Source organism: Streptomyces sp. NPDC028305 (assembly GCF_055569495.1).
The window spans coordinates 344,262-369,939 of the sequence record NZ_JBVHTN010000002.1 but is presented as its reverse complement, the minus strand read 5'-3'; the positions used below and the strand labels follow the sequence as shown (position 1 = coordinate 369,939).

The 25,678-nt window shown below is 72.2% G+C and carries 17 protein-coding genes; 5 read left to right on the top strand and 12 right to left on the bottom strand.

Translation table 11 applies throughout. The features are described 5' to 3' along the window. Positions 1 to 27: 27 nt before the first annotated feature. The 3 genes from ACZ4WQ_RS08415 to ACZ4WQ_RS08405 are packed head-to-tail and all read right to left on the bottom strand — an operon-like array spanning position 28 to position 5,686. A complete protein-coding gene (locus ACZ4WQ_RS08415) occupies positions 28 to 1,035 on the bottom strand; it encodes an aldo/keto reductase (protein WP_398374242.1) in 1,008 nt (335 codons plus the stop codon). Further along, positions 1,032 to 2,594, bottom strand: a complete 1,563-nt coding sequence (locus ACZ4WQ_RS08410) for an alpha-L-fucosidase (protein WP_398374241.1) — start codon at positions 2,592 to 2,594, stop codon at positions 1,032 to 1,034. Before ACZ4WQ_RS08410 ends, ACZ4WQ_RS08415 begins: the two co-directional genes overlap by 4 nt. An 11-nt stretch (positions 2,595 to 2,605) precedes the next feature. Then, the gene (locus tag ACZ4WQ_RS08405; RefSeq protein ID WP_398374240.1) at positions 2,606 to 5,686 is read right to left on the bottom strand and encodes a glycoside hydrolase family 2 TIM barrel-domain containing protein; all 3,081 of its coding nucleotides are present in this window, start codon (positions 5,684 to 5,686) and stop codon (positions 2,606 to 2,608) included. A 286-nt stretch (positions 5,687 to 5,972) separates the two neighbouring features. Here ACZ4WQ_RS08405 and ACZ4WQ_RS08400 point away from each other — a divergent pair, with 286 nt between their 5' ends. The 4 genes from ACZ4WQ_RS08400 to ACZ4WQ_RS08385 are packed head-to-tail and all read left to right on the top strand — an operon-like array spanning position 5,973 to position 12,102. Continuing rightward, a complete protein-coding gene (locus ACZ4WQ_RS08400; RefSeq protein WP_398374239.1) occupies positions 5,973 to 7,694 on the top strand; it encodes a hypothetical protein in 1,722 nt (573 codons plus the stop codon). Continuing rightward, entirely contained in the window at positions 7,688 to 9,151 is a 1,464-nt protein-coding gene (locus ACZ4WQ_RS08395) for a glycoside hydrolase family 28 protein (RefSeq protein WP_398374237.1), read from the top strand. Before ACZ4WQ_RS08400 ends, ACZ4WQ_RS08395 begins: the two co-directional genes overlap by 7 nt. Continuing rightward, complete coding sequence (locus ACZ4WQ_RS08390; RefSeq protein ID WP_398374235.1) at positions 9,144 to 10,448, top strand: glycoside hydrolase family 28 protein; 1,305 nt, start codon at positions 9,144 to 9,146, stop codon at positions 10,446 to 10,448. Before ACZ4WQ_RS08395 ends, ACZ4WQ_RS08390 begins: the two co-directional genes overlap by 8 nt. After that, the gene (locus ACZ4WQ_RS08385) at positions 10,435 to 12,102 is read left to right on the top strand and encodes an acyltransferase (protein ID WP_398374233.1); all 1,668 of its coding nucleotides are present in this window, start codon (positions 10,435 to 10,437) and stop codon (positions 12,100 to 12,102) included. Before ACZ4WQ_RS08390 ends, ACZ4WQ_RS08385 begins: the two co-directional genes overlap by 14 nt. On the opposite strand, the gene ACZ4WQ_RS08380 is transcribed toward ACZ4WQ_RS08385, so the two are convergent. Beyond that, a complete protein-coding gene (locus ACZ4WQ_RS08380; protein ID WP_398374231.1) occupies positions 12,048 to 14,150 on the bottom strand; it encodes a hypothetical protein in 2,103 nt (700 codons plus the stop codon). The two genes, ACZ4WQ_RS08385 and ACZ4WQ_RS08380, sit on opposite strands and share 55 nt — an antisense overlap. A 98-nt stretch (positions 14,151 to 14,248) precedes the next feature. Between ACZ4WQ_RS08380 and ACZ4WQ_RS08375 the strand changes: the two genes are divergently transcribed. Then, positions 14,249 to 15,733 carry an ABC transporter substrate-binding protein gene (locus tag ACZ4WQ_RS08375; RefSeq protein WP_398374229.1) on the top strand — a complete coding sequence of 495 codons (1,485 nt, stop codon included), beginning with the start codon at positions 14,249 to 14,251 and terminating at the stop codon, positions 15,731 to 15,733. A gap of 10 nt (positions 15,734 to 15,743) precedes the next feature. Here the strand turns inward: ACZ4WQ_RS08375 and ACZ4WQ_RS08370 are convergent, their stop codons facing one another. The 8 genes from ACZ4WQ_RS08370 to ACZ4WQ_RS08335 are packed head-to-tail and all read right to left on the bottom strand — an operon-like array spanning position 15,744 to position 25,398. Then, positions 15,744 to 16,712 carry a DUF5605 domain-containing protein gene (locus tag ACZ4WQ_RS08370; RefSeq protein WP_398374227.1) on the bottom strand — a complete coding sequence of 323 codons (969 nt, stop codon included), beginning with the start codon at positions 16,710 to 16,712 and terminating at the stop codon, positions 15,744 to 15,746. Continuing rightward, complete coding sequence (locus ACZ4WQ_RS08365) at positions 16,709 to 18,121, bottom strand: DUF5060 domain-containing protein (protein ID WP_358845990.1); 1,413 nt, start codon at positions 18,119 to 18,121, stop codon at positions 16,709 to 16,711. Before ACZ4WQ_RS08365 ends, ACZ4WQ_RS08370 begins: the two co-directional genes overlap by 4 nt. Continuing rightward, positions 18,118 to 19,194, bottom strand: a complete 1,077-nt coding sequence (locus ACZ4WQ_RS08360; protein ID WP_398374225.1) for an exo-alpha-sialidase — start codon at positions 19,192 to 19,194, stop codon at positions 18,118 to 18,120. The genes ACZ4WQ_RS08365 and ACZ4WQ_RS08360 overlap by 4 nt, the downstream gene beginning before the upstream one ends. Then, a complete protein-coding gene (locus ACZ4WQ_RS08355; RefSeq protein WP_398374223.1) occupies positions 19,191 to 20,222 on the bottom strand; it encodes an ABC transporter ATP-binding protein in 1,032 nt (343 codons plus the stop codon). Before ACZ4WQ_RS08355 ends, ACZ4WQ_RS08360 begins: the two co-directional genes overlap by 4 nt. After that, on the bottom strand, positions 20,219 to 21,226 hold the full coding sequence (locus ACZ4WQ_RS08350) for an ABC transporter ATP-binding protein (protein WP_311722121.1): 1,008 nt from the start codon (positions 21,224 to 21,226) through the stop codon (positions 20,219 to 20,221). The genes ACZ4WQ_RS08355 and ACZ4WQ_RS08350 overlap by 4 nt, the downstream gene beginning before the upstream one ends. Positions 21,227 to 21,234: 8 nt before the next feature. After that, positions 21,235 to 22,368, bottom strand: coding sequence for an ABC transporter permease (locus tag ACZ4WQ_RS08345; protein WP_358845993.1), 1,134 nt, complete (start codon positions 22,366 to 22,368; stop codon positions 21,235 to 21,237). Between the two features lie 6 nt (positions 22,369 to 22,374). Further along, the gene (locus tag ACZ4WQ_RS08340) at positions 22,375 to 23,376 is read right to left on the bottom strand and encodes an ABC transporter permease (protein WP_398374221.1); all 1,002 of its coding nucleotides are present in this window, start codon (positions 23,374 to 23,376) and stop codon (positions 22,375 to 22,377) included. 12 nt (positions 23,377 to 23,388) lie between these two features. Then, positions 23,389 to 25,398 carry an ABC transporter substrate-binding protein gene (locus ACZ4WQ_RS08335; protein ID WP_398374219.1) on the bottom strand — a complete coding sequence of 670 codons (2,010 nt, stop codon included), beginning with the start codon at positions 25,396 to 25,398 and terminating at the stop codon, positions 23,389 to 23,391. Between the last annotated feature and the right edge of the window lie 280 nt (positions 25,399 to 25,678).

Genomic DNA, 25,678 nt, shown 5'->3' with positions numbered 1-25,678 from the left:
AAATTTACGCCATGCGCGCCCCGCCCGTCATGACCCCCGAGGCCCAGGGGTGGGCACATCCTCGGGCAGCAGCCCCTCCGCGCGCAGCTCCCGCCAGAGGTCGGCGGGCACGGAAGCCCTGAACTGCACAGCAGCATCGGCGACTTCACCGGGCGAGCGCGCGCCGACCAGCACACTCGCCACCGGCTCCGGCGCCGCCGAGAAGGCCAGGGCCGCGGCGCGCAGCGTGGCGCCGTGCCGCTCGGCCACCGCCCGCATGCGGCGGGCGCGGTCCAGCAGGTCCGGGGGCACGGCCGCGTAGTCGTACGTGGCCCCCGGGCGGGGATCGGCCAGCACCCCGGAGTTGTAGACCCCGCCGATGACCACGGAGGTGCCGCGCTCCCGTGCCGCCGGCAGCAGGGCGAGGGCGGCGCGCTGGTCGAGGAGGGTGTAGCGGCCCGCGCACAGCACCGCGTCGACGTCGGTGTCGCGGACGAAACGGGTCAGCATCCCGGCCTGGTTCATCCCCGCGCCGATCGCGCCGACCACGCCCTCCCCGCGCAGCCGCTCCAGCTCCGGATAGCCCTCGCCGAAGGCCTGTTCGGCGTGGTCGTCGGGGTCGTGGAGATAGACGATGTCGACCCGGTCGAGACCGAGACGCGCCAGGCTGTCCTCGATCGAGCGGCGGACACCGGCCGCGCTGAAGTCCCAGACGCGGCGGTGGCCGGGGCGGCCGTCCCGCCCCGGCTCCGCGGGTTCGAGGAGGCGGCCGGCCTTGGTGGAGATCACATAGCTGTCGCGGGCGCGGGTGCGCAGGGCGCGGCCCAGGCGGCGCTCGGCCAGACCCGCGCCGTAGTGGGGCGCGGTGTCGAAGTAGCGGATGCCCGTATCCCACGCGGCGTCCACGGTGGCGTACGCCTGCTCGTCGGTGACCGGGGTGAACAGGTGGCCGATGGCCGCGGACCCGAAGGACAGCGCGGTGACGGGGACGCCGCTGCGGCCGAGTACGCGGATGGGCAGGGCCGCCGCCTCCCCGCCGGGCACACGGTGCGTCATGTCGCCGTCCGGCCGGCCTCGTCGGCGCCGGCCTCGTCGGCGCCCGGCTCCCCGATGTCGATCCGCAGGACCTGGACGTACGGCGTCGGGGGCCGGTCGGGGAGGGTCACCTCCAGGGCGTCGGCGCGCACCGTCCACCGCGCGGGCGCGGACGCCCCGAGCAGGGTGACCCGCCGGGGCGGAGCGTGCAGCAGCCCCGCGGCCCGTCCCAGGCTGCGGATGCGCACGGTCCGGTCGTGGCCGTCCGGCCACGCCATCAGGAAGGCGTAGAGCGCGTCCCCGGCGCGGGTGAAGCGGATGTCGCGCGAGGTGTAGGCGAGGGCCGACTCCCTCGCGCGCTCGCCGGTAACCCGGGTCGGCCCCTCGCCGTACCGCGCCCAGGGGCGGGTGCCGAAGACGGCTTCGCCGCAGCGTTCGACCCACCCGCCGAGGGAGTCGAGGACGGCCCCGGTGGCGTCGTCCAGCGTGCCGTCGGGCAGCTGGGGCACGTTGAGCAGGAGGCAGCCGTTCTTGCTGACGGTGTCGACGAGCAGATGGACGATGTCGTCCGGCGTCTTGTAGCGATAGCCGTCGCAGTAGAACCAGTCGCCGATGCTGGTGTCGTACTGCCAGGGCTCGGGGTCCGTGTCGCCCAGCTGCTGGCGTTCGATGTCCAGGAGCACGGCCCCGCGGTCGCGTCCCGGCACCGTCTTGATGCTCACCACGCCCTCGGGCACCCGGTTGTAGTAGTCGGCGAGGAACTCCAGACCACGCCCGCTGGGCGGGGCGGCAGGGCAGACGCTGCCGTCGTCGAAGGGCAGCCGTGAGTCGTCCAGGTAGACCAGTTCGGGCCGGTGGCGGGTGGTGACATCGCGCAGCCGGGCGTAGAAGTCGTCGATGAACTCCGGGTCCGGCGGCTCGCCCGGGCGCCGCGGCCGGCCGTAGAGGGCCCGCGGGTCGAGCCCTTCCCACCACAGGCCCCGGCCGTCCCCGGCGGTGAGATGCCCGTCGTACGGAACGCCCGCCGCGGGCCCCTCGGTGTCCGCGGCGAAGGCGGCGTCCAGCCAGCGCCAGGTCCAGGAACCGGCGTGCATGCTGACCCCGAAGCGGAGCCCGGCGCCGCGCGCCGCGGCTTCCCAGCGGGCCACGATGTCGCTGCGCGGCCCGACGTTGACGGCGTTCCAGGGCTGGTGGGCGGAGTCCCACAGGTCGAAGTTGTCGCAGTGCGCCGCCATGGAGACGAAGTAGCGCGCGCCGGTGCGCCGGAATCGGTCCATCAGCGCTTCCGGGTCGAACTTCTCGGCGCGCCACAGACCGCACAGGTCCTTGTGGCCGAACCGGGAGGGGTGCCCGTACCGCTTCCGGTGCGCGGCGGTCTGCCGGCCCGCCCGTTCCCGTTCGAACTCCTCGGTGCCGTCGTACGGCCCGTACAGATGCCGGGCGTACCAGTCGCCGGAGCGGGCGGCGGACTGCGGGCCCCAGTGCGACCAGATGCCGAGCTTGGCGTCCCGGAACCAGTCCGGGACGCGGTGGCCGCGCAGCGACCCCCAGTCGGGGCGGTAGTTTTGCCCGTCGCTCATGGGTCCGGCGCTCATGAGTCTCCCTTTCCGCTTCCACTGGGTGCTGCTCGGAACACGAAGGTGAAGGCGCACTCCGCGGGGGGCAGCCGGTGCTCCGGGAGGGGGCCGGGTCCGCAGGAGGCGCTGCCCAGGCCGTACTGGGCGTGGTCGAGGTGAAGGTGCGTACGGCCGTCCGGCGCGAGGTCCGTGGGGTGGTCGGCCGCTTCGAGTGCCTCGGTGCTCCAGGGACGGACCGTGAGCCCGAAGTGCGGCGTGTCCCCCGCGCCCTCGACGCGCAGTCCGGCGCCGGACGCGGAATCGGTGATCTCGGCCCAGCGGACGGCGGCGCGGCGGCCGTTCTCCTGGGGGACGACGTACGGGGTCTGGAGTTCGGAAACCGTGGCGGTGAACAGGCCGACGCGCGCCGCGTCCGCGCTGTCCGGGTAGGCCTCGCCGGGCCCCTTGCCGTACCACCGAACCCGGTCGAGGCCGGCGGGCAGCGCGAGGCGCACGCCGAGGCGTGGCAGCGTCAGCCCGTCCCAGGGGCCTTCGGGGGTCAGGTGGACGGTGAGCCGCAGGCCGGGGCCGTCCGCCGACCCGTCCGCCGGCCAATCCGCCGTCCAGACGTACCGGACGCGCAGGGCGTGCGGGAGGCCGGCCGGGGCGGCGCGGGTCTCCACCAGGAGCCGGTCGGGGCGCTCCTCGACGCGTACGGTGCGCGCGACCAGGCGGTCGAGGCCGGCGGCCCGCCAGGCGCGCAGGACGGAGTTGTCCCCCATCCCGCGGTCGTTGTCGGTGGGCGCGCGCCAGATGTCCAGCCACGGCCCGTCCAGGCGGACGCCGCCGATGGCTCGGAGCGTTCCGGTCCGCCGGTCGACGTCGAGGCCGAGCTCCGCGAGGGTGACTCCGGTCGGGCTGGGGGGTGTCTGTTCCCCTACCCGCCCCTTCCCCAAACTGGGGCTCCGCCCCAGACCCCGGGGTCCAGGGGCGGAGCCCATGGTTTCGGGAAGGGGCGGGTAGGGGAGCCCGCCGCAGGCGTCACGATCCGCCGGACGTCCCCGAGGCGTGGTGGCGTGCGGGACCGGGGCCTGGGTCCAGGCTACTTCGTGTCCGGACGGTGCCCAGGGCTCGCCGGCCGCGAGCACGGCCCGTACGGTCAGCCACAGTTCGCCGCGCGGTGTCCCGGGCACGGGCAGCTCCGGCAGCGGAATCCCGGTGGTCCGCCGGGCGCCCAGCGGGGGGACGTCGAGCTCGCCGCCCGCGACGGCCCTCCCCTCGTCCTCCAAGGTCCAGATGAACCGCAGATGCGAGGTGTCGCGCAGGTCGTAACGGCTGCGGACGGCGATCCGGCCGCCGCCGGGATCCGCCGTGATCACGACGGGTTCGATGGCCGTCTTGTACGCGAGGAGCCCCGGTGAGGGCGTGCGGTCGGGGAAGACCAGGCCGTCGACGCAGAAGGTGCCGCCGTGCGGGGTGTCGCCGAAGTCCCCGCCGTAGGCGAAGTACGTCCGTCCGTCGGCGGTGCGGCGCCGCAGGCCGTGGTCGATCCACTCCCATACGAAGCCGCCCGCGCAGCGCGGATGCGCCTCCAGTGCGCGCTGGTAGGCGGTGAGGGAGCCGGGGCCGTTGCCCATGGCGTGCGCGTACTCGCACAGCAGGAAGGGCAGGGCGCGGCGGCGGTGTTCCAGGGCCGGCTCGGCGGCGGTCTCGGGCGGCGGCTCCTCCTCGTGGCGTCCGATGCGGGCGACCTCGTCCACCGGGGGGTACATGAGGCTGTAGAAGTCCGAGTGGCGGTAGGTACGGTCGCGCTCGTAGTGGAGGGGGCGCGCGGGGTCGCGGGCGCGGGTCCAGTCGGCGAGGGCGGCGAAGTTGCGGCCGTGGTGGCTCTCGTTGCCGAGCGACCAGATGACGACGCTGGGGTGGTTCTTGTCGCGCTCGACCATGCGCCGCATGCGGTCCAGCAGCATCGGCCGCCAGCGCGGGTCGTCGGCCGGGTTGCCGTGCCAGTCGGCGTAGATGAAGCCGTGGGTCTCGATGTCGCACTCCTCGACGACCCACAGCCCGAGCTCGTCGCACAGGTCGAGGAAGGCGGGGTGCGGGGGGTAGTGCGCGGTGCGCACCGCGTTGATGTTGTGCCGCTTCATCAGCAGCAGGTCCTCGCGCATGGTGGCGAGGGACAGGGCGCGGCCGTGGTCGGGGTCGTGCTCGTGGCGGTTGACGCCGCGCAGCAGCACGGGCGCGCCGTTGACGGTGAAGCGTCCGTCGCGGATGGCGACCGTACGGAATCCGATGCGCAGCCGGACGCGCTCGGTGCCGGTGGCGAGCCACCCTTCGTACAGCCGGGGCGTCTCGGCGCTCCACGGCTCGGCGCCGGGCACGGTGAGCGGGAGCCCCGCCGGGTGTCCGGCGATGCCGAGTTCGGGGACGGTGAGCAGCGCGGGGGCCTCGGTGTCGACGCGCAGCAGGCCGCGCCCGGTCTCGTGGTCGTAGTCGGCGTGGACGAAGAAGTCGTCGATGCCGCCCTCCGGCCGCTCCAGCAGGGTCACATCGCGGAAGATCCCGGGCAGCCACCACATGTCCTGGTCCTCCAGGTAGCTGCCGGAGGACCAGCGGTGGACGCGCACGGCCACCACGTTGCGGCCGGGCCGGAGCGCTTCCCCCGCGTCGAACTCGGCGGGCAGCCGGCTGCCCTTGGAGGTGCCGAGGGCGCGGCCGTTGAGCCACACGCGGAAGCAGGAGTCGACACCGTCGAAGCGCAGCACACTGCCGGGCGTCCGCCACCCCTCGGGCAGCTCGAAGACGTACCGGTGGTCGCCGGTCGGGTTGTCGTCGGGCACGTGCGGCGGGTCGATGGGAAACGGGTAGGCGGTGTTGGTGTAGCGGGGAAGGCCGTGGCCGTGCAGCACCCAGTGCGAGGGCACGGGCAGCCGTGACCAGTCGTCGCCCGGGGCCGGTTCGGGGCCGAGGAAGTCCAGGGGCGCCGCGTCCGCGGTGGGCGACATGCGCAGGAGCCAGCGGCCGTTCAGGCTGAGCCGGGCGGCGTCGGAGGTGAAGTGGGCCCGGGGGGCGCGGCGGCCGGTGCCGGGCGAGAAGTCTTCGTGGTAGGCGAGCATGCGTGCTCCCGAGGGCCTGGGGCGCTGAACTCCCTGCTGCCGATCGCTCCGGTCCTCCGCAGCGCCGTCATCGACATCGAACCCCGCGCTGGTATGCCACCTCGGACCATGCTTTCGCATCGACGGTAAGGCGGATCCGCAGAGGGCGTCAACAGCGCGGCGACGCCGGGATATTGGCCTCTTCCAGCGGATTCCGCACCCTTGACGGCCCTGTGCCGCGTGCCTAGCGTTGCCGTCGTTCCCCCTCCCCCGTGTTCGCTCCGACCTCAGGACGGCGAGACGGAACATGACTGGCATTCCAGCGACCCTGCTTCTGGAAGAGCGCGCCGAGCTTTCCATGAACGCCGTGGTCAACCTGGCCGATCCCGATCTCGGCGGCATCCCCTTCTTCAGCGCCGACCTGCGAGGCGACCCCGCGGTGCTGCTGCACGGCGACTGGGACTACGGCTCCAGTCACGGGCGGCTGACCGACGCCTGCGTCCTGGCCCGCCGGATGACCGGCGCGTCCTGGTGGTCCGATACGGAGAGCCGCTACCGGGCCACCCTGCTGGACCTGCTCGCCGAGGACGGGCTGACGTACCGGCGCCGCCACCCGCGCGGCCGCTGGGAGCCGCACGCGAGCCTCATCGATCAGCGGGCCACGCTGCTCGCGCTCACCAGCTGGTACCGGGACAGCGGCGACGAGACCGTGCGGCGGGCCGCCGACCGGCAGGTCGCGGCGCTGCACCAGATCGCCGTCAAGGAGCGCGACGTCTGGTACTACCCGGCCTCCGAGTACACCCCGGAAGGCTGGCCCTCGCTCCACGCCGTCCAACTGCGTCTGGCCCCGGACCCCGCCTCCTTCTGCGGGCGGCTGATCATGCCACTGCTGGTCTGGCACCGGGCGACGGGCAATGAGCAGGCACTGGAGCTGTGCGGCTGGTTCACCCGGCTGATCACCGAGCACAGCGGGGTCTTCCTGCCCGACGGCTCGTTCAACGCGGCGCTCGCGTATCGCAGCGGACACTTCCACACGCGCCTGGGCACCCTGGACGGCATCGCCCAGTACGCGGTGTTCACCGGAGACCACGCCCTGACCGCGTTCGTCCGCCGGTCCTTCGACTGGGCGCTGTCCCAGTGCACCGCCTACGGGTGGACCCCCGGCGACCTCGCCGGACAGCGCTTCGAGCACGAGACGTGTTCCCTGGTGGACCTCATCGGCATCGGCACCACCCTCGCCCAGGCCGGGCACACCCGGTACTGGACGGTCGTGGAGCGCTTTCTGCGCAACCACCTCACCGCCTCGCAGCTCACCGACGTCGACTGGGTGCGCTCGGCCCCCGACCGCTCCCGCGACATCCCCGGCTGGCTCACCCGCCACCGCGTCGGCGAGCGGGTCCGCGGCGCGTTCGCCGGGTACGGCGCGCCCAACGACTATGTCTCGGACGCGGTCCTCGGCCGGGGGCACACCGCCGATGTCCAGGCGTGCTGTGTGGGGTCGGGGGTGCGCGGCCTGTTCACCGGCTGGCGCACCGCCGTCACGGGCGACGAGCGCCTGGTGCGCGTCAATCTGCTGCTCAACCGCGGCAGCCGCCTGGTGGATGTGCTCAGCCATCTGCCCCACGAGGGCCGGATCGACCTGAACGTCCACCACGACTGCCGCGAACTGCGCCTGCGTGTCCCGGAGTGGGCCGGCTACGCCCGGCTCGCCGTCACACGGCGGCCCGCGTCCGGGCCCGCCACCCACGCCCGCGGGCCGGAGCCGGGCCTGTGGGCGCCCGACGGGTCTCTGAGCCTCGACCGCCCCCGGGCGGGCGAGCGCATCACCGTGACCTTCCCGCTCGCCGAGTCGACGACCGAGGAGACCGCGGCCGGGCGCACCTACCGCACCCACTGGCGCGGCGACGACGTGGTGGGCATCCAGCCGGAGGGCAGGTGCCGGCCCATGTACGGCACCCGGCGGCCGGCGCCGAAGGCCCCCGAGCGCGAACACACCCTGCACATCCCCGCAAAGGAGTGGACGTGGTGAACGGTCCGGGCCGCAGGGCCCTGTTGCTGACGGCGGGCTCCACCGCCGCGCTCGCCCTGGCCGCGCGTACGGCACAGGCCGCCGGCCGGGAGGACGCCGGGGCCGCCGCCTCCGGTGTCCCGGCCGCCCCGGCGGATCCGCGCGCGGCCGCGGACCGGCAGGCGGCCCGTATCCTCTCCGGCGTCCGTACCCCCCGGTTCCCCCGCCGCCGGGTGCTGGTCACCGACCACGGGGCCGTCGGCGACGGCTCGACGGACTGCACGGCCGCGTTCCGCCGCGCCATCGAGCACTGCGCCGCGGCCGGCGGCGGCCATGTGGTCGTACCGCCCGGCGACTACCTCACGGGCGCGATACGGCTGCGCGACCGCATCGACCTGCATCTGCGAGAAGGCGCCACCCTGCGCTTCAGCCAGGACCCGGCCGCCTATCTCCCCGTGGTGTACACCCGGTACGAGGGCACCGAATGCCTCAACTACGCGCCGCCGCTGTACGCACACGGCTGCCGCACGATCGCGGTGACCGGCCGTGGCGTCATCGACGGGCAGGCCGACGCCGACCACTGGTGGAACTGGACGAAGGGCGCGGGCGGCGGACCCTCCCCCGAGGGGGTGGACAAGAGGAAGCTGCTGGAGTGGGCCGAGGCGGGGGTGCCGGTCGCGGAGCGGGTCTTCGGCGCCGGATACCATCTGCGGCCCAATCTCATCCAGTTCTACGACTGCCGCGATGTCCTGATCGAGGGCGTCACGGTGAAGAACTCGCCGATGTGGAACATCCACCCGGTGCTGTGCCGCAATGTCACCGTGCGCGGTGTGACCGTGGACAGCCCCGTCGGCCCCAACAACGACGGCTGCAACCCGGAGTCCTGCGCCCATGTCCTCATCCAGGACTGCGTGTTCGACACCGGCGACGACTGTGTGGCGTTCAAGGCCGGCAAGAACGCGGACGGGCGGCGCGTGAACGTCCCCTGCGAGCACGCCCTGGTGGAGCGGTGCGAGATGCGGGCCGGACATGGGGGCGTCACCATCGGCAGCGAGACGACCGGCGGTGTCCGCGACATCCTCGCCCGGGACTGCCGCATGGACAGCCCCCAGCTCGACCGGGCGATCCGCATCAAGTCCAACCCGGTACGCGGCGGCTATGTACGCGACATCACCTGCCACGACATCACGGTCGGCCAGGTCGGGGACGCCGTCATCGAGATCGCGCTCGACTACGAGCGCGTCGAGACCGGTGACTACTACCCGGACGTACGGGACATCGCCGTGCACCGGCTCACCGCGCGGACCGGCCGCAGGCCCTGGAACCTGATCGGCAACGACGCGAACCCCGTCCGCGACGTCCTGTTCAGCGACTGCGTGTTCACGGAGATGGCGGGCCCCGGCGAGGTGCGGAACGTGACGGGGCTGGTGCTGCGCCGCGTCGTGGTGGACGGCCAGGAGGCCGCGTCCGATGGGTGACTGGAGCCGGGCGGACGCCATCGTGGCCCGGGTCGCCCGGCCACGCTTCCCCGACCACGAGTTCCCCGTGACCGCGTTCGGCGCGCGCGGCGACGGCCGCACGGACTGCACGGCGGCGCTGCGCCGGGCCGTCGCGGCCTGCGCCGCGGCGGGCGGCGGCCATGTGACGGTGCCCTCCGGGACGTACGCCACCGGGCCCGTCCATCTGCTCAGCCATGTCGATCTGCATCTGGAGGACGGCGCCCGGCTGCTCTTCGACCGGGACCCGGCCGCCTACCTCCCGCCGGTCCTCACCCGTTTCCAGGGCGTGGAGATGTACGGCTACTCGCCCTTCGTCTACGCCCGGGGGCAGCGCGACATCGCGGTCACTGGCCGGGGCGTGCTCGACGGACATGCCGACGACGAGCACTGGTGGCCCTGGTCCGGGCAGGCGGAGTTCGGCTGGCGGCCCGGGATCCGGCAGCAGGAGGACGACTGGCCCAGGCTGTGGCGGCAGGCCGAGGCGGGCGTCCCGGTCGAGCGGCGGATCCACGCGGACGGCTGCCGCTTCCGGCCCAACTTCCTGGAGTTCCAGGGCTGCCACGGGGTACTGGTGGAAGGCGTGACGATCGTGCGCTCCCCCATGTGGGAGATCCATCCCGTGCTGTGCACGGGTGTGCTCATCCGGGATGTGACGATCGACAGCCCCGGCCCCAACAACGACGGGATCGACCCGGAGTCCTGCCGGGACGTGGTGATCCGCCGCTGCGACATCGCCGCGGGCGACGACTGCATCGCGATCAAGTCGGGGCGGGAGGCCGACGGCCGGCGGGTGAACGTGCCGAGCGAGAACATCGTGATCGAGGACTGTGTGCTCCGGCACCGCTACGGCGCCATCACCCTGGGCAGCGACATGACCGGCGGCATCCGCGATGTGTACGTACGCCGCTGCCGCATCGGCGGCCCCGGGCTCTACTTCGGGCTCTACATCAAGACCAACTCCGTACGCGGCGGCTACGCCGAGAACATCCAGCTCGCCGACCTCACCGTCACCCATCTCCGCAAGGAGTTCCTCAGCTGTGACTTCCACCGCGGGGAGGGCGACACGGGGTCGTATCCGCCGAGGGTGCGGGACATCGGCATCCGGGACGTCACGGTGGACCACGCCCGGCGCGCCGTGCTCGCGCGCGGCTACGCCCACGCGCCGATCGACGGGCTGCACCTGTCAGACTGCCACTTCGGCTCGCTGGCGGAGTCCGACCGGATCGAACACGTCGACGGCTTGGTGCGAGAGAGGGTGACCGGTGCGCGGGAATGAACCCGGACAGCCAGGACGGTACGACTACTGTCCCTGGGAGTTCTGGAGCGCGGCGACCGAGGAGGAGCGCGCGGAGCAGCTGGACCACCAGCGGCGCCTGACGGAGCGGCTGGCCTCGGGCGACGGCGAGGTCGACCTCGCCGAACGGGTCTTCGTCTCGCCGTGGGCGGGTGTGTTCACCGACCGGCTGCGGATGGGCGAGCGCTCGTACATCGGCGCGCACGCGGTGGTCACCGGCGAGGTGTCCCTGGGCCGCGACTGCACCCTCAACCCCTTCTCGACGGCGCGCGGCCGGCTGCGGCTCGGCGACGGGGTGCGGGTGGGCGCGCACACCTCGCTGCTGGGCTTCAACCACTCCTTCGCGCCCGACCGTCCGGTGCACCGCCAGCCGCTCACCTCGGCCGGGATCGTGATCGGCGACGATGTGTGGATCGGCTCGCATGTGGTGGTCGTCGACGGGGTCACCATCGGCGATCACTGTGTCATCGGGGCGGGCGCGGTGGTCACCAAGGACCTCCCGCCCTGGTCGGTCGCCGCGGGAAACCCGGCGCGGCGGCTGCGCGACCGGCGGGACACGCCGGCCGCCCCCGTTCCGCGTTCGCCGGGCGCCCTGGATGTGCGGCTGGAGCGGTTCGCCGACCGCGCCCGCGAGCAGGCGCCGGACGTCCTCGCCCGCTGCCGGGACGGCGACGGCTGGACCGACCGTCCGGGCGCGGCCCGTACGGTGCGTGCGGTGTGCGACGCCGTGGAGGTCTCGGATCTGCTGCTGGGCGCTCCTCCACCGGGGTCGGACGGCGCGGAACTCGCCGAGCGGCTGCGCTCCCTTCAGGACCCGGACACCGGCCTCGTCCCGGAGTACGGCGCCGGTCCGCCATCGCTGGCCGACGACACGGCGATGTACCACATCCTGTCCGTCGGCTACGCGCTGGATCTGCTGGGCTCCGGCTTCGCCCACCCCGTGCGCGTCGTGCAGGACCTCGCGCCCGCCGAGCTGGTGGACCACCTGGACGGGCTGCCGTGGCGGACCGAGGCCTGGCGCTCGGGCCACTGGGTGGACGGGGTCGGCACCGCGATCCTGCGCGACCTCGACGGCTTCGAGCTGCGCGCTCCCGCGGCCGAGGCGCTGTTCGGCTGGCTGCTCACCCGCGCCGACCCCGGACACGGGCTGTGGGGCGCGCCGGGCGGGACCGACCGGTGGCGGCAGCCGGTCAACGGCTTCTACCGGGTCACCCGCGGTACGTTCGCGCAGTTCGGGCTGGGCTTGCCGTACCCGGAGCGGACCGTGGACACGGTGCTCGCGCACAGCCGGGACCCCGCGTTCTTCGGTCCCGACCGCGGCGACGCCTGCGACGTGCTGGATGTGATCCATCCGCTGTGGCTGTGCGCGCGGCAGACCGGGCACCGGATCGCCGAGGGCCGCGATTGGGCGCGCGGGCAGTTGGATCGGCTGCTCGGGCGGTGGCAGGACGGCGCCGGGTTCTCGTTCGCGCTGGAGCCCGGCGGCCGTGCGCCGCATGTGCCCGGCCTTCAGGGGACGGAGATGTGGCTGGCCATCGCCTGGCTGCTCGCCGACCACCTCGGCGTCGCCGGGGCGCTCGGCTACCGGCCCCGGGGGGTGCACCGGCCGGAGCCGGCGCGCCACGGGCTGGGCTGACCCGCCGCGCGCATCCGCAGCGCCTGCGACAGCACCTGCGCGGTCACCCAGGAGGGGTTCCAGGTGTTGCTGGTGCCGCGCGCCTGCCAGTTGGTGGGGAAGAACCCCTCGGCCTGCTCGCCGAGCCCTTCGAAGCCCCACTCGCCCGCCTTCGTGCAGATGCCCTGTCCGAAGGCGTACAGGATCAGCTCACCGAGTCGGCGATACATCTCGCGGCCGGTCAGCTCGCCGAGCCTGGCGAGCTCGTACGCCGGGAAGAACACGTCCACGTGGTGGTTCTGCACGCTGACCCCGGGCCACCCGGCCGTCCGGAAGCCGGATTCGAACGGCGGGTCCCACTGATAGACCCAGGTGAGCAGCCAGTCGGCGGCCTCCTCGGCCCAGGCGCGCCGGCGCTCGCCACCGGCGAGCAGCAGCAGCTCGTACACGCACAGGAAGTACGCGATGCCGCCCTCCTTGTCCTCGCAGACGGCGTCGAGGGTGGCGCGGGCGAAGGGCTTGGCCCAGTCGTCGGCGTGCCGGTGGCGGTAGTGCGCGACGAGCTGTTCGCCGCGCCGCAGCATGTGGGCCTCGCCCGTGATCCGGTGGGCCTTGAGCAGGGCCAGCACGCACGCCAGCCCGGCCGCCCCCGGCTCCTGGGGCAGCGGGCTGCCGTCCAGCCGCCAGCCGAGCGGCGGCACGGTGGCGCTCGCGGTGGTGGCGCACGCGGTGTCCGCGCCCTCGGCCAGCGCCCGGATCCAGCGCCGTGGCACGGCGTGGCCGTGGGCCCCCAGCAGTTCGATGACGTCGGCGAGGTCGCACAGGGCGTCGCCGTATGCCCGGGAAGAGATGAAGGTCTCGCCGTCCCGCTCGAAGGCCGACCAGGCGCGGTCCTCGGTGGAGTAGAAGCTCATGCGCAGGCCCGGTGGGGCTCCGGCGGCGCTGCCGTCGAGGTAGAAGTCGACGGCCCGGCGGCAGCGGTCGACGCGCCAGGGCTGGTCGCGCTCCAGGCCGACGCGGGCGTCGCACCAGGCGAGTTTCAGGCTCTGGCCGGTCCAGCCGTACAGGAAGCCGGGGGTGTGGCCGGGTCCGGTGAACTTGAGGAATCCGGCGGCCCCTCCGGCCTCGTGCCAGCGGCGGTCCATGGCCGCCGTCTTGTAGTGGACGATCCGGTCCAGGGTGAGGGGGCGGGCGCCTTCGGGGGCGTACAGTCCGAGCCCCTGGTGCACCAGGGGCCGGAAGCCGTGGCCCGGGTGGGCCGCGACCCCCCAGTCCAGGGCGTAGTGCGCGCGGTGGACCGCGCCCGGCGGAAGGTCGAGGTAGCCGCCGTCGTAGGGGGCGGTCTTCCCCTTATGGACGTAGGCCGTGTCCGGCACGCCGTTGAACATCAGCGCGCCGCTCATCGCGAGCAGCGTGACGTGTCCGCGCTGGACCGCCCCGAGGGAGCCCTCGCCGGGCTCCGCCGCGTAGAGGGTGGCATACCAGGTGGGCACGCGGCCGCGGGAGCGCCACTCCGCGTGCGCGCACGGGACGGGCAGCCGGTGTTCCTCGACCACCAGGGCGCGGTGCGGGCCGACGCCGAGCCGGGGCACGGTGCGGTCCGGGTCGGCCGACGGGTTGCCCCGGTAGAGCACCTGCGGCAGGGTGACGGCCGAGGCCTTTCGGCACGGCAGCGGCAGCGCCACGCCGAGCACCACGTCCTCGTACCCGCGCTCGCCGGTGTTGCGCCAGGTCACGTCCAGGCGCAGCAGCCCCCGTACGAACGCGAAGGCGACCTCGGCCGCGAGCCCGCCCACCGCGCAGCGCACCGCGAGCCCCTGCGGCGTGCGGCGGACCTCGGGCTCGCGAGCGCCGGGCAGGGCGATGCGCCAGGGGCGGCCGGTGGACACGGCCAGCATGCGGCTCAGGGGGGCGTCGAAGCACAGGTCTCCGCCGTCCCGCTCGGCCCGGCCCGCCGCCCCGTGCCGGAAGGCGACCCGTGCCTCGCCGCGCTCCACGGTGACCTCCAGGCTGTTGTCACCGCTCGCTATCCGGAACACCGGCGACTCCCCCTCACCGACAACTGTCATTGCGCGCACGGGTGTTGACCCCGCCCACGCCCGGCGTGACCATTATGGCATTCAGATGGCATACCAGTGGAGTACCGCATCCGAAGAGGAGTGTGAGTATGCGTCAGGAACCCAGGGACGAGGAGGGCGGCTCCCGGTCGCGCCTCAGCCGTAGAAAGTTCGTCGCGGCCGGAGCGGCGGTCGGCACCGCGGCCCTGACCGGCACCGCCGCGGCCACGTCGGCTCAGGCGCGGATGCGCCCCGCGGCCCGCTCCGCGTCGTCGGGCGCGTCCGCCTGCGTCCAGATCCCGAACCGCTACAACAAGCCGTTCGACGTGTGCGACGACGAACTGCTCGTCTTCATGGCCAACTACAAGCCCTTCGAGAACCCGGGCTTCTTCGACGCGGTCATCGGCGACAAGCTCAGGGCCGCGTTCCCCGGTCTGAAGATCAAGGCGGTCACCTGGGACTTTCCCATCCGCTACGAAGACCTGGACAAGGCCGGCGTGGTGCCCGACATCATCCTGGAGGACCCGCGCAGACGCATCGACCGCGACCTGGAGCCCAGGGGCTGGGTCCGGGACCTCACCGACGACCTCACGTCCGAGGGCATCGACCTCGGCTCGCTGAACCCGGCGGCGGTCGAGCTGGTCAAGTCCCGCTCGGACGGCGGGGTGTACGGCGTGCCGCTGTTCGTCGACGAGTACGTCCTGTTCCACAACAAGAAGATCTTCGACCTGCGCGGGGTCAGGGCCCCGGCGAACGGCATGACGTACGACCAGGCGTACCGCCTCGCCAAGAAGCTGACGTTCGAGCAGGACCTGGTGGCGTACAAGGGCTATCTCCAGCATCCTGATCTGTATCTGGAGTTCAACCAGCTCGGGCTCTACCCCTTCCTGCCCACCGGCAGCGAGAATCCGGCGCCCGAGGACATCAGGGTGAACATCACCTCGGCGGGCTGGAACCGGCTCGGCGACAACCTGGAGCGCTTCCTGCTGCTGCCGCACAACATCTTCACCACCGTCGACGACTTCCTGCTGACCGGGCATGTGGCCATGGCCGTGGACAGCCTCTGGAAGCTCAGCGCCTACGCCCTGAGCCCGCTCTACCTCCCCGAGGACGACGCCGAGGAGTGGCGCGAGCTGGCGAAGAACATCGACCTCGGTGTCACCTCCCTCCCCGTGCTGGGCGGGGACGCGCGGTCGGTGTACCAGCCGAACACCATCGCCGCGTTCGTGCCGCCCCAGGCGGGCAAGCGCAAGCAGGCCCTCGAGGTCGTGAAGTGGCTGGTGTCGCAGGAGGCCCAGACCGAGCTCGCCCGGAACGGCATGAAGCCGGCGCTCACGTCCGACGCCGCCCGGGCCGCGTTCGGCGAGGCGATCCCGGGGCTGGCCGGGGTGGACACCTCGGGCGTCTTCTGGGGGGACAACGCCGTCGTCACGGGCTACGAGGAGACCGAGTACTGGGACCTCCCGCTGTACATGGTGTTCCGCCAGCATGTGCTCAAGGACGGCCTCGCGGTGCGCTCCGCGCTGAAGGTGACCGAGGCCAAGGACATCCCGGCCTACATCAAGGCGCAGGCGGCGTCCGGCAAGGACTGGTGACACCGGCCGGTCAGGCCCGGCGGATCCGTATCGCGAAGTACGGTTCCGCCGGGAGTTCCACCTCGAAGCTCCCGGTGGGTGTGGAGTCGAGGGTGCGCACGGTCATGTTCCAGGTGTCGATGACGTCCACCCGCCAGGGGCCGCCGGGCAGCTCGAAGGGGCGGCGCGGATAGCGGTGCGGGCCGAGGTACTGGAGCCAGTACTCCCCCGGCGCCTCCAGGGTCGAGGCGTCGTAGGTCTCGGGGGTGTGCGCGAGGCCCGGCGGAGCCTCGTCGAGGATCGAGCGCAGAAAGGCGACGCGGGACGCGCTCGAACCGCGCAGCCGTCCGCCGTGGGCCCTCCAGGGGCGTGGCCCGTGGGCCTCGCCGTGGGCGACGTAGCCGCCCCGGCACACCCCCTCCCAGACGCGGAACACCAACTCCTCGGCCGACAGGGCGGCGTCGGGGTCCGGGTCGTCCCCCTCCGCTCCGCAGTCGTCGGCGAGCACCGGCTTGCACAGGTCCCGGGTGAGCCGTGAGACGGCCCGCACCTGCTGGTGGCGGAGGGAGGCGTGGGTGAGCCAGGGGGCGCCGAAGTCCGTGTGGACACCGCCGTGCACGGTGAGCGGGTGGTGGCCGTGGTCGCACTCCTGGACGTCGGTCTGGGCGTCAGGGTCCTCCGGGGCGCACCACCACACATGGGGGTGGCGGGCGAGGCGTTCCACCGTCTCCGGGATGTCGCGGCCGTGCAGCATCACCTCGGCCTGCACACCGATGGCGCCCAGGGCACCGATCTGCTGGTCGAGCCGGTCGAGGGAGAGGGCGGCCGAGGCGGTGAGCCGGACCCGGTTGAACGGGGAGGCCGCCAGGGCGCGGAGGGTGTCGGGGTCGGCCTGGGGCACGGCGGTGGTCCAGGGGTGGAAGGGGGTGCCGTCCGCGTGCCGGAAACGCGTGCCTTGGACGCGAACGGGACCGTGGTCGGGGCCGTGGTCGGCGGTCATGTCGCCCTCCGCAGGCGCAGTGCCAGGTCGGGGCGGCGGTCCAGCGGCACGCGGGCCCGTCCGCGGTGGACCCCGGGCAGCGGGGTCACGGTCATGTCCCAGGTGTCGATGAGGTCGAGGCGCCAGGGCGCGCCGATGTCGGGGAGGTCGATGTCGCGGTGGGCGTGGCGCCGGTCGCCGAAGTAGACGTAGGTGTCCTCGGGCCCTTCCTCCCGAAGCCGGCGCAGGAAGGCGATCCTGGGCGCGCTGTCGCCGTGCAGCCGGCCGCCGCGCGAGATCCAGGCCGCGTGGTCGGGGTCCTGCTCGGGGTAGCACTCGCCGTGGCCGACGTATCCGCCCGCGCTCACGCCGTGCCAGAACTGGCGCACCAGCGCCCGCCCGGTGAGGTTGCCCCAGCGGCGGCCGAGCTTCCCCTCGTAGCCGATCTCGTCGAGGACCACGGGCTTGGGGCAGGCGGCCAGCCACCGCGGTGTGCGGGCGGCGTCCCAGTGCTGGATGGACTGGTGGGTGGTCCATGGCTTGGTGAAGTCGTAGATCCGCTCGTACTCGTACATGCGGGTGCCGTTGTGGATCGACCGCGGGTGCTGGTAGGGGTCGTGGCGCTGCACGAACCGGCCGATGTGGTCCCAGTCCTCGACGGTCTTGGCGGTGTTGAAGTCGTACTCGTTGGCGATGGACCACCACACGTTGCGGTACGCGGCGAGGCGGGCGAGGGTGTGGCGGACGAGGGAGAGGTCCTCCTCGCGGGTCATGTTGTCCACGCCCCAGTGGCCCTCGTCGTAGGGGTGGAAGAGGATGATGTCCGCCTCGATGCCCAGGTCGCGCAGGTCGCGTACGCGCCGCTCGAAGTGGGCGAAGAAGGCGGGGTCGAAGCGGGCCGTGTCCAGCGCGCCGGGGGTGCGGCCGGGGAAGGGCAGGCGGGGCGGGTTCATCGCCCGGGTCGGCAGCAGGCACATGCGGACCTTGTTGAACGGCGAGGCGGCGAGGGTGCGCAGGGTCCGCTCCTCCAGTTCCTCGTTCTCGTCGTGGGTCCAGTGGTAGCAGGTGGTGCCGAAGGGCTCGTACGGGGTGCCGTCGGCGTACCGGAAGCGGCGGGGGCCCGCGACGCGGACGGGTCCGTGGTTGCCCGGGACCGCCGCCACACAGGTGAACTCGCCGCCGTGACCGTCGAGTTCGGGGGCGTCGGAGCGCGTGGTGTACGTCCACGGCCCGGGCCGGTCGGGCATGAAGCGGACCCGGTACAGGCCCCGGCCGTCGTGGCAGCCGTCGTAGAAGCCGTCGACGGGGACCACGCGGTGGCGGTGGCGGAAGTCGGCGCCGAACACGACATCCCGGTACGGGTTTCCGGCCGACGGCCCGGTCAGCCGCAGTTCGTACACGTCCCAGCGCTCGACGCGCCGCGCCGTCACGGGCGGCCGTCCCGAACCCAGTCCTCCGCCACCGTCAGGTGTTTGATGGTCTTGCGCAGATAGGAGTAGGCGATGTGCAGCAGCCCGTCCCGGGTCTGGACGACGCTGGGGTAGGAATAGCCGTACTCGTTGTCCCAGTACTCCTCGTCGGTGGTCTGGAGGTCGCGCCGGTGGGGCCAGGTGCGGCCGCCGTCGTCGGACAGGGCGAGCGTGAGCGGGGTGCGCAGGGCCTTCTTCCGCCGTCCGGCGCCCTCCCCCACCCAGCGGTACTCCCCGCGCTCGAGGCTCGCGTGGTTGTAGACCAGCGCCAGGGCCCCGCCGCGCAGCCGGGTGAGCTGGACGGCGGAGTTGTTGTTGGGCAGCGCGGTCCTGGCCGGCGGCGCCCAGGTGCGGCCGCCGTCGGTCGACTCGGAGGCGTGGATACGGTCCGCCGCGCGGCTGCGGAACATCGCGAACAGCGACCCGTCGTCCCTCGGGACGGCGGTCAGCTGCACCAGGTGTTCGGCTCCGGGCAGTTCGTGCTCCTGCCAGCTCCCGCCCCCGTCCTCGCTGAGCAGCACGGTGCTGTGCTCGCCCGAGCGCCGGCACCGGTAGGCGGGCAGCAGCCAGGTGCCGTCGTCGAGGGTCAGCGGCGGATTGCGGACGAAGACGCCGGGCCCCTCCAGCAGGACGCGCGGCGGGCTCCAGGTGCGGCCCCGGTCGGCGGAGGTGCGGGCGATCAGGCGGGCGGTGGTCTGGTCATGGGGTTCGTTGGACGGGTGGAACAGCCAGACGGTGCCGTCGGGCCGCTGGGCGAGCACCGGGTTCTGCTCGGCGCGGCCGGGGTCGGCGGACAGCGGCGCCGGGGTGGTCCAGCGGTCGGCTCCGCGGGGCAGCCGCGACAGGACGACGTTGGTGTCCCGGTCGCCCTCCTGCGGGCCGTTGAACCAGGTGCACAGCAGGTCGCCGTCGTCGAGCTCCAGGAGATTGGCGGCGTGGCTGTCGCCGGGGTGGCACACGGGCAGCAGCGCCTCGCGCACCCTCCCGTCGTGTGCCGAGGGCCGTACGACACCGTCGAAGCGCGGGTCGCTCATGTGCCGTGCACTCCTTTCAGGTCAAGATCTGTGGCGAAGTGGCAGGCCACCGCCCGGCCCGGCGCCCCCTGGCGCAGGGGGGGCACCTCGGTGCGGCAGCGGTCCTGGGCGTAGCGGCAGCGCGGGTGGAACGGGCAGCCGGGCGGCACCCGCGACGGGTCGGCCACCTCTCCGCGCAGCACGATGCGCTCCCGGCGCCGCGCGCCGGGGTCCGGGTCGGGGACGGCGGAGAGCAGCGCCTCGGTGTAGGGGTGCAGGGGCCGCTCGTACAGGTCGTCGGTGGCGCCGGTCTCGACCACCTTGCCCACGTACATCACGGCCACCTCGTCGGCCATGTACTCCACCACGCCCAGGTCGTGCGAGATGAAGAGATAGGTGAGGTCGGACTCCTCCTGGAGGTCCTTGAGCAGGTTGAGGATCTGCGCACGCACGGACACGTCCAGCGCGCTCACCGCCTCGTCGGCGACCACCAGCCGGGGCCCGGGCGCCAGCGCCCGCGCGATGCCGACGCGCTGCCGCTGGCCTCCGCTGAAGGCGTTGGGGTAGCGGCGCAGATACTCGGGGGGCAGACCGACACGGCGCAGCAGTTCGGCGACCCGTTCCTCGATCTCGGCGGGCCGCAGGCCGAGGTTGGCCCTGAGGGGTTCGCCGACGATCTGAAGCAGGGTCATCCGGGGGTTGAGCGAGGCGTACGGGTCCTGGAAGACGAGCCGGATCTCGTTGCGGTACGGCTTGAGGGCCCGCTCGCCGAGGGCCGCCAGGTCGACGGGGCCGGCGCCGTCACGCGGGTGGTAGCGGATCTGTCCGGAGGTGGGCTCGTGGACCCTGAGCAGACAGCGGCCCAGGGTGCTCTTGCCGCAGCCGGACTCCCCGACCAGCGCGACGGTGCGGCCCGCCGGTATCCGCAGGTCGACGCCGTCGACGGCGCGTACGTGGCCGACGGTGCGGCCGAGCAGCCCGCGGCGGATGGGGAAGTGTTTGGTCAGGCCGTGGACCCCCAGGAGGGTGGGGCCCGGGTGTGTGGTCATGCGCGGGTCTCCTCGTACAGCAGGCACCTCACGGCGCGCCCGGCCTCGGGGCCGGTGACCGGCGGTGGCACCGTCACATCGCAGCGCCCGGCCATGAACTCCTCGCAGCGCGGGTGGAACGGGCAGCCGTCCGGGCGCCGGTAGGGGGGCGGCACCATGCCGCGTACGGGCCGGAGGCGTTCCCGGGGCCGGGCGCCGAGCCGGGGCACGGACCGCAGCAGGGCCTTGGTGTACGGGTGGCGGGGCCGGCGGAACACGTCCGCGAGGTCTCCGTGTTCCACGACCGCGCCCAGGTACATCACGGCGACGCGGTCGGCGAGCTGCGCCGCGACCCCGAGGTCATGGGTGATGAGCATGAGCGCCATGCCGGTGTCCCGCTGGAGGGAGCGCAGCAGATCCAGGATCTGGGCCTGTGTGGTGACATCGAGGGCGGTGGTCGGTTCGTCGGCGATGAGCAGTTCGGGGCCGCAGGAGAGGGCCATCGCGATCATGGCGCGCTGGAGCATGCCGCCGCTCATCTGGAAGGGGTATTCGCCGGCGCGCCGCTCGGGGGCGGGGATGCCGACCCGGCCGAGGAGTTCGACGGTGCGCGCGCGGGCCTCGGCCTTGGTGACCGGCTCGTGCAGCAGGATGGCCTCGGCGATCTGGTCGCCGAGGGTGTGCATCGGGCTCATGGACGTCATGGGCTCCTGGAAGACCATGGCGACGCGCGCGCCGCGGATGGACCGCACGGTGCGGCCGTCGGCGGTCAGCACATCGGCCCACCCGGTGTCCGTGCGGACCCGGACCTCACCGCCGACGATGCGGCCGGGCCGGTCGACCAGCCGCAGCGCGGAGCGGGCCATGACGCTCTTGCCGCAGCCGGACTCGCCGACGACCGCGACCACCTCGCCGCGCCGGATGTCCAGGTCCACGCCGTCGACGGCACGCACCACCCCGTCCTCGAGCTCGAAGTGGGTGCGCAGGTCCCTGATCTCGAGGATGGTCTCGGCGGGTGCCACCACGCGCGCTCCTAACTCTTGTACGGGTCGGCGGCGTCCCGCAGCCCGTCGCCGACGAAGTTCATGGCGAGGACGGTGATGACGACCGCCACCCCCGGAAGCAGCAGCCATGGCGCGGTCTCCACCGTGCGGATGTTCTGGGCCTCCTGGAGCAGCACGCCCCAGCTCACGGCCGGGGACTGGAGGCCGAGGCCGAGGAAACTCATGGCGGTCTCGCCGAGGATCATCGCCGGGACGGCCATGGTGAGCGAGGCGATGACATGGCTGGACATGGACGGCACCATGTGGCGGAAGATGATGCGGCCGCGCCCGCAGCCGTCCAGGCGGGCGGCGATCACGAAGTCTTCCTCGCGCAGCGAGAGGAACCGGCCGCGCACCACCCGCGCAAGTCCCGTCCAGCCGATCACCGACAGGATGGTGGTGATCGCGAAGTACCGCATCAGCGGCCCCCAGTCGGGGGGTACGGCGGCGGAGAGGGCGAGCCACAGCGGCAGGGTGGGGATGGCCATCAGGAATTCGATGAGGCGCTGGATGACGGTGTCGGCCGCGCCCCCGAAGTAGCCGGAGATCCCGCCGAAGAGGAGTCCCAGCAGGAAGCTGACGGCGACGCCGATGAGGCCGATGGACAGTGAGACCCGCGAGCCGTGGACGATACGGGAGAGCAGATCGCGGCCGGCCCGGTCGGTGCCCAGGAGATACACCTTCTGGCCGGGGTCCGTGGGGCCGATGAGATGCCGGTCCCACGGGATGATCCCCCACAGGCGGTAGTCGTCTCCGCGGGCGAAGAGCCGCAGTGGGATGCGCTTGTCGCGGTCGATGGTGTGGATCTGCTCGAAGGTCTCCGGGTCGCGCTCGGTGCGGAAGCCGTTGACATACAGCTGGAGGCCGTCGTCCCAGCTGAAGTCCACCTTGACCAGCTGCGGCGGGGCGTAGGTGTGCCGCTCGTCGGCGGCGCTCGGGGATCCGGGGGCCAGGAATTCGGCGAAGGCGACGACGAGATAGGCGCACAGCACCACGACCGCCCCGGCCACCGCCAGCTTGTGCCGGCGGAACTTCCGCCACACCAGGCGCCATGGGGAGGCGCGGCCGGGTTCCGGAGCCCGGCCGCCGGCGCCCGGTGTGGCGTGCTTGGCTCGTATCGGCATCCGCGATCACCCGCCCTCGTACCGGTGCCGGATCCTGGGGTCCCACCAGGCGAGCACGAGGTCGCTGATCAGGGTCCCGACGACGGTGAGAGTGGAGAGGATCAGCACGAAGCTGCCGACCAGGTACATGTCCTGGTTCTCCACTCCGCTCAGCAGCAGCGGCCCGGTGGTGGGCAGGCTCATCACGATGGAGATGATGGTCTCGCCGCTGATCAGGCCGGGCAGCAGCCATCCGACGGTGCTGAAGAACGGCGAGAGCGACATCCGGACCGGGTACTTGAGCAGGAGTTTCCACTCCGGCATGCCCTTGGCCCGGGCCGCCACCACATACGGCTTGTAGAGCTCGTCCAGCAGATTGGCGCGGGTGGTGCGGATCAGTCCGGCCGTCCCGGACATGCCGATGATGAGGATCGGCAGCCACAGGTGGCCCATCAGATCCAGCAGCTTGCCCAGGTTCCAGGCCGCGTCCTGGTACTCGGGTGAGAACAGCCCTCCGGGGCTCTGGCCGAAGTAGCGCATCCCGACCCACATGAGGACCAGCGCCAGCAGGAACTCGGGGACAGCCATCCCGATGAAGCCGAGGAAGGTGGCGAGATAGTCACCCGCCGAGTACTGGCGCACCGCGGAGTAGATGCCGATCGGGAAGGCGACCGCCCACACCAGCAGCAGGGTGGACAGGGAGAGGAAGAAGGACAGGCCGACCCGGTCCCAGATCAGGTCCGAGACCGGGCGGCTGTTCCAGGCGAAGGCCTGCCCGAAGTCGCCATGGAAGAGGATGTTCGAGATCCACTTCCAGTACTGGGCCAGGAATGGCTGGTCGAGTCCGTACCGCTGGCGCAGCGCGACCAGTTCCGCGTCGCTCATGAGTTCGCCGCGGCTCTCCGCCTCGGCCTGGAGGGTCGAGACATAGTCCCCGGGCGGCAGGCTGATGATGAAGAACGAGGCGAGCGAGACGGCCCAGAGGGTCAGGGCCATCAGCAGCAGTCGGCGGGTGAGGAAGGACAGCATGGCGGCGGTCCGTCACGCCTTGCCCGAGATGAAGTACGTCGAGGGGTTGCTGGGCCCCGGCGCCTGGTGCATCACGGCCCCGCTGAACTTCTTGGGGACGTTGTGGACGTTCTTCTTCACGATGCCGTACTCGGAGGGCGGGGTGGAGATGCCGAGGTAGTAGAACTGGTCCTTGGTGATGGCCAGGATCCGCCGGGCGAGGGCGAGCGCCCGATCGGAATCGAAGGTGAACCGCATCCGGTCGAAGAGGTCCAGCTGCTTTTCGATCTCGGCGGGCGGCCTTTCGCCGTCCTTCCCGTCGCGCGTGTACCACCTGGCCCAGGCGCCGCCGTAGCGGGAGGAGCCACGGGGGTTGGTGGGCAGGTAGTAGTGGTCTCCGCCCGGGCCGGTGCGGAGGTCGAAGGGGCCCCCGGCCCAGGTGGCGGCCTCCGACGCGCCGGCCTCGACGCGCTCCCAGTACAGCGTCTCCGCGAGCCGCTGGATAGTGGCGTCGACGCCGACCTTCTTCCAGTCGGCGCGGATCAGTTCGAGCGCGTCCACGTGGTCGGGCATATCGGAGACGACCAGCACATTGAACGCGACGGGGGCGCCGTCCGCGGTGCGTCTGATGCCGTCGCCGCCGCGCCGGGTCAGCCCGGCCCGGTCCAGGGCCTCGTTGGCTTTGTCGATGTCGTACTCGGTGTACTGGCTGCCCAGTTCCTCGTCGAAGAGTTCGCTGCCGGGAAGCGGCGCGCACTGCCAGGGGCGGCCCTGGCCGCCGTAGAAGGTGTCGATGATCTTCTGCCGGTTGATCGCGTACGACAGGCCGATCCGGAAGTCCTTGGTGGCGAACAGCGCGCGCCTGGCCTTGTCGGGGTGGGTCTGGTTGAAGCCGATGATCATGGTGTTCACCAGGTCCGGGGCGACCTCGATCAGCTCGTAGCCGCCCTTGCCCCGGTTGCGGGCGATCACCGGTTTGTTGCGGACCGTGCCGAAGTTGTAGAGCTGCATGCCGAGGTCGCCGTTGGACACCTTCAACACCTCGACCTCGACGTCCTGCACCACATCGACGATGACCTTGTCGAGGTACGGCAGCTGGCTGCCGTCCGGGTCCACCTGCCAGTAGTAGGGGTTGCGCTCGGCGATCACACTGCTGCCCTTGCCGACCGCGTTCCTGGCCACCCACGGGTTGAGGGAGGGCAGGTCCGGGTTGGCCCAGGGGTCCGCCTGGATGACCATGTAGTCGATCCAGCGATTCAGGCCCGCCTTCTTGGCCAGGGCCTGGGCGCCGTCGTTGTGCCCCGCGTGGAACTTCTTCAGATAGTGGGCGGGCAGCAGCATCGTCACACCGGAGGTGCCGGCGATCTCCTCCAGGAAGCCGGGTTTGGGCTCCTCGTACACATAGCGCACGGTGAGGTCGTCGACCTTCTCGAAGCGGGCGGGCCGTCCCGACTTGGACAGCCACAGCTCATAGACGCCCGTGGTGTGCATGTCGTTGTCGGCGTTGAAGTCCTCGAAGGCGAACGCGAAGTCATCGGTGGTGACGGGCTTCCCGTCGGACCACTTCAGGCCCTTGCGCAGATGGAAGACGAACTCCTTGCCGCCACTGTGGACTTCGTACTTCTCACAGACGTTGGGCAGGATCTCGGTACGGGCCACTCCCCGCCACTCGGGCGCCCAGCGCACCAGCGGCTCGTATCCCATGCTGTAGCGCAGCCAGTTCATGTCCTCCTGGGTGAGCATCACCGAGTGCCAGGTGCCGCCGTAGACCCCGGCCTTCTCCAGCGGGGTGACCTCACGGGGCTTGTCGGGCAGGCGCTCGGCCAGCGGGGGCAGTTCGCCGGCGTCCACCCGCTTCTTGAGCGAGGGCGCCTCCTTGCCCTTCTTCCCCTCGGACTCGCCGTTGTCCGGGTCCGTCTCGAAGAATCCGCAACCGGGCAGGCCGGCCACCGCGAGCATTCCGGCGCCGGCACGCAGCACAGCACGCCGATTCGGTGTGCCGGCGCGGTGCCGGGTGGCCCCGGGGGTGTGTTCGGGAGTCATGTCCACGCTCCAGATGGTCCAGATGGCATTCCAGTGCGGACCGATCCACCGCGCCTCGCGCCGTCGTGAAAGGGGACGGCTGAGCCGATGTTCCCGTGTTTCCCATGCGGCAGCTGTCTGGACGGATGGACCCAGGGGGGCATGTCGGTGGTATGCCATGAGTCTGTTGGCCACCCCTTCGGAGCGTCAACCCCCGCGCAGAAGTATTTCTTTGCTGCCTCCCGAACCGCAGACGCGCGGTTTACCAGCGGCATACCATGGGGCCGGCACATCGATCGGA

Excerpts from the sequence above, each read along its gene's own strand:
- ACZ4WQ_RS08410 (WP_398374241.1), bottom strand. The coding sequence starts at position 2,594 with ATGAGCGACGGGCAAAACTACCGCCCCGACTGGGGGTCGCTGCGCGGC.
- ACZ4WQ_RS08340 (WP_398374221.1), bottom strand. The coding sequence starts at position 23,376 with ATGCTGTCCTTCCTCACCCGCCGACTGCTGCTGATGGCCCTGACCCTC.
- ACZ4WQ_RS08380 (WP_398374231.1), bottom strand. The coding sequence starts at position 14,150 with ATGACAGTTGTCGGTGAGGGGGAGTCGCCGGTGTTCCGGATAGCGAGC.
- ACZ4WQ_RS08370 (WP_398374227.1), bottom strand. The coding sequence starts at position 16,712 with ATGACCGCCGACCACGGCCCCGACCACGGTCCCGTTCGCGTCCAAGGC.
- ACZ4WQ_RS08390 (WP_398374235.1), top strand. The coding sequence starts at position 9,144 with ATGGGTGACTGGAGCCGGGCGGACGCCATCGTGGCCCGGGTCGCCCGG.
- ACZ4WQ_RS08400 (WP_398374239.1), top strand. The coding sequence starts at position 5,973 with ATGACTGGCATTCCAGCGACCCTGCTTCTGGAAGAGCGCGCCGAGCTT.
- ACZ4WQ_RS08405 (WP_398374240.1), bottom strand. The coding sequence starts at position 5,686 with ATGCTCGCCTACCACGAAGACTTCTCGCCCGGCACCGGCCGCCGCGCC.
- ACZ4WQ_RS08355 (WP_398374223.1), bottom strand. The coding sequence starts at position 20,222 with ATGACCACACACCCGGGCCCCACCCTCCTGGGGGTCCACGGCCTGACC.
- ACZ4WQ_RS08415 (WP_398374242.1), bottom strand. The coding sequence starts at position 1,035 with ATGACGCACCGTGTGCCCGGCGGGGAGGCGGCGGCCCTGCCCATCCGC.
- ACZ4WQ_RS08345 (WP_358845993.1), bottom strand. The coding sequence starts at position 22,368 with ATGCCGATACGAGCCAAGCACGCCACACCGGGCGCCGGCGGCCGGGCT.
- ACZ4WQ_RS08360 (WP_398374225.1), bottom strand. The coding sequence starts at position 19,194 with ATGAGCGACCCGCGCTTCGACGGTGTCGTACGGCCCTCGGCACACGAC.
- ACZ4WQ_RS08335 (WP_398374219.1), bottom strand. The coding sequence starts at position 25,398 with ATGACTCCCGAACACACCCCCGGGGCCACCCGGCACCGCGCCGGCACA.
- ACZ4WQ_RS08375 (WP_398374229.1), top strand. The coding sequence starts at position 14,249 with ATGCGTCAGGAACCCAGGGACGAGGAGGGCGGCTCCCGGTCGCGCCTC.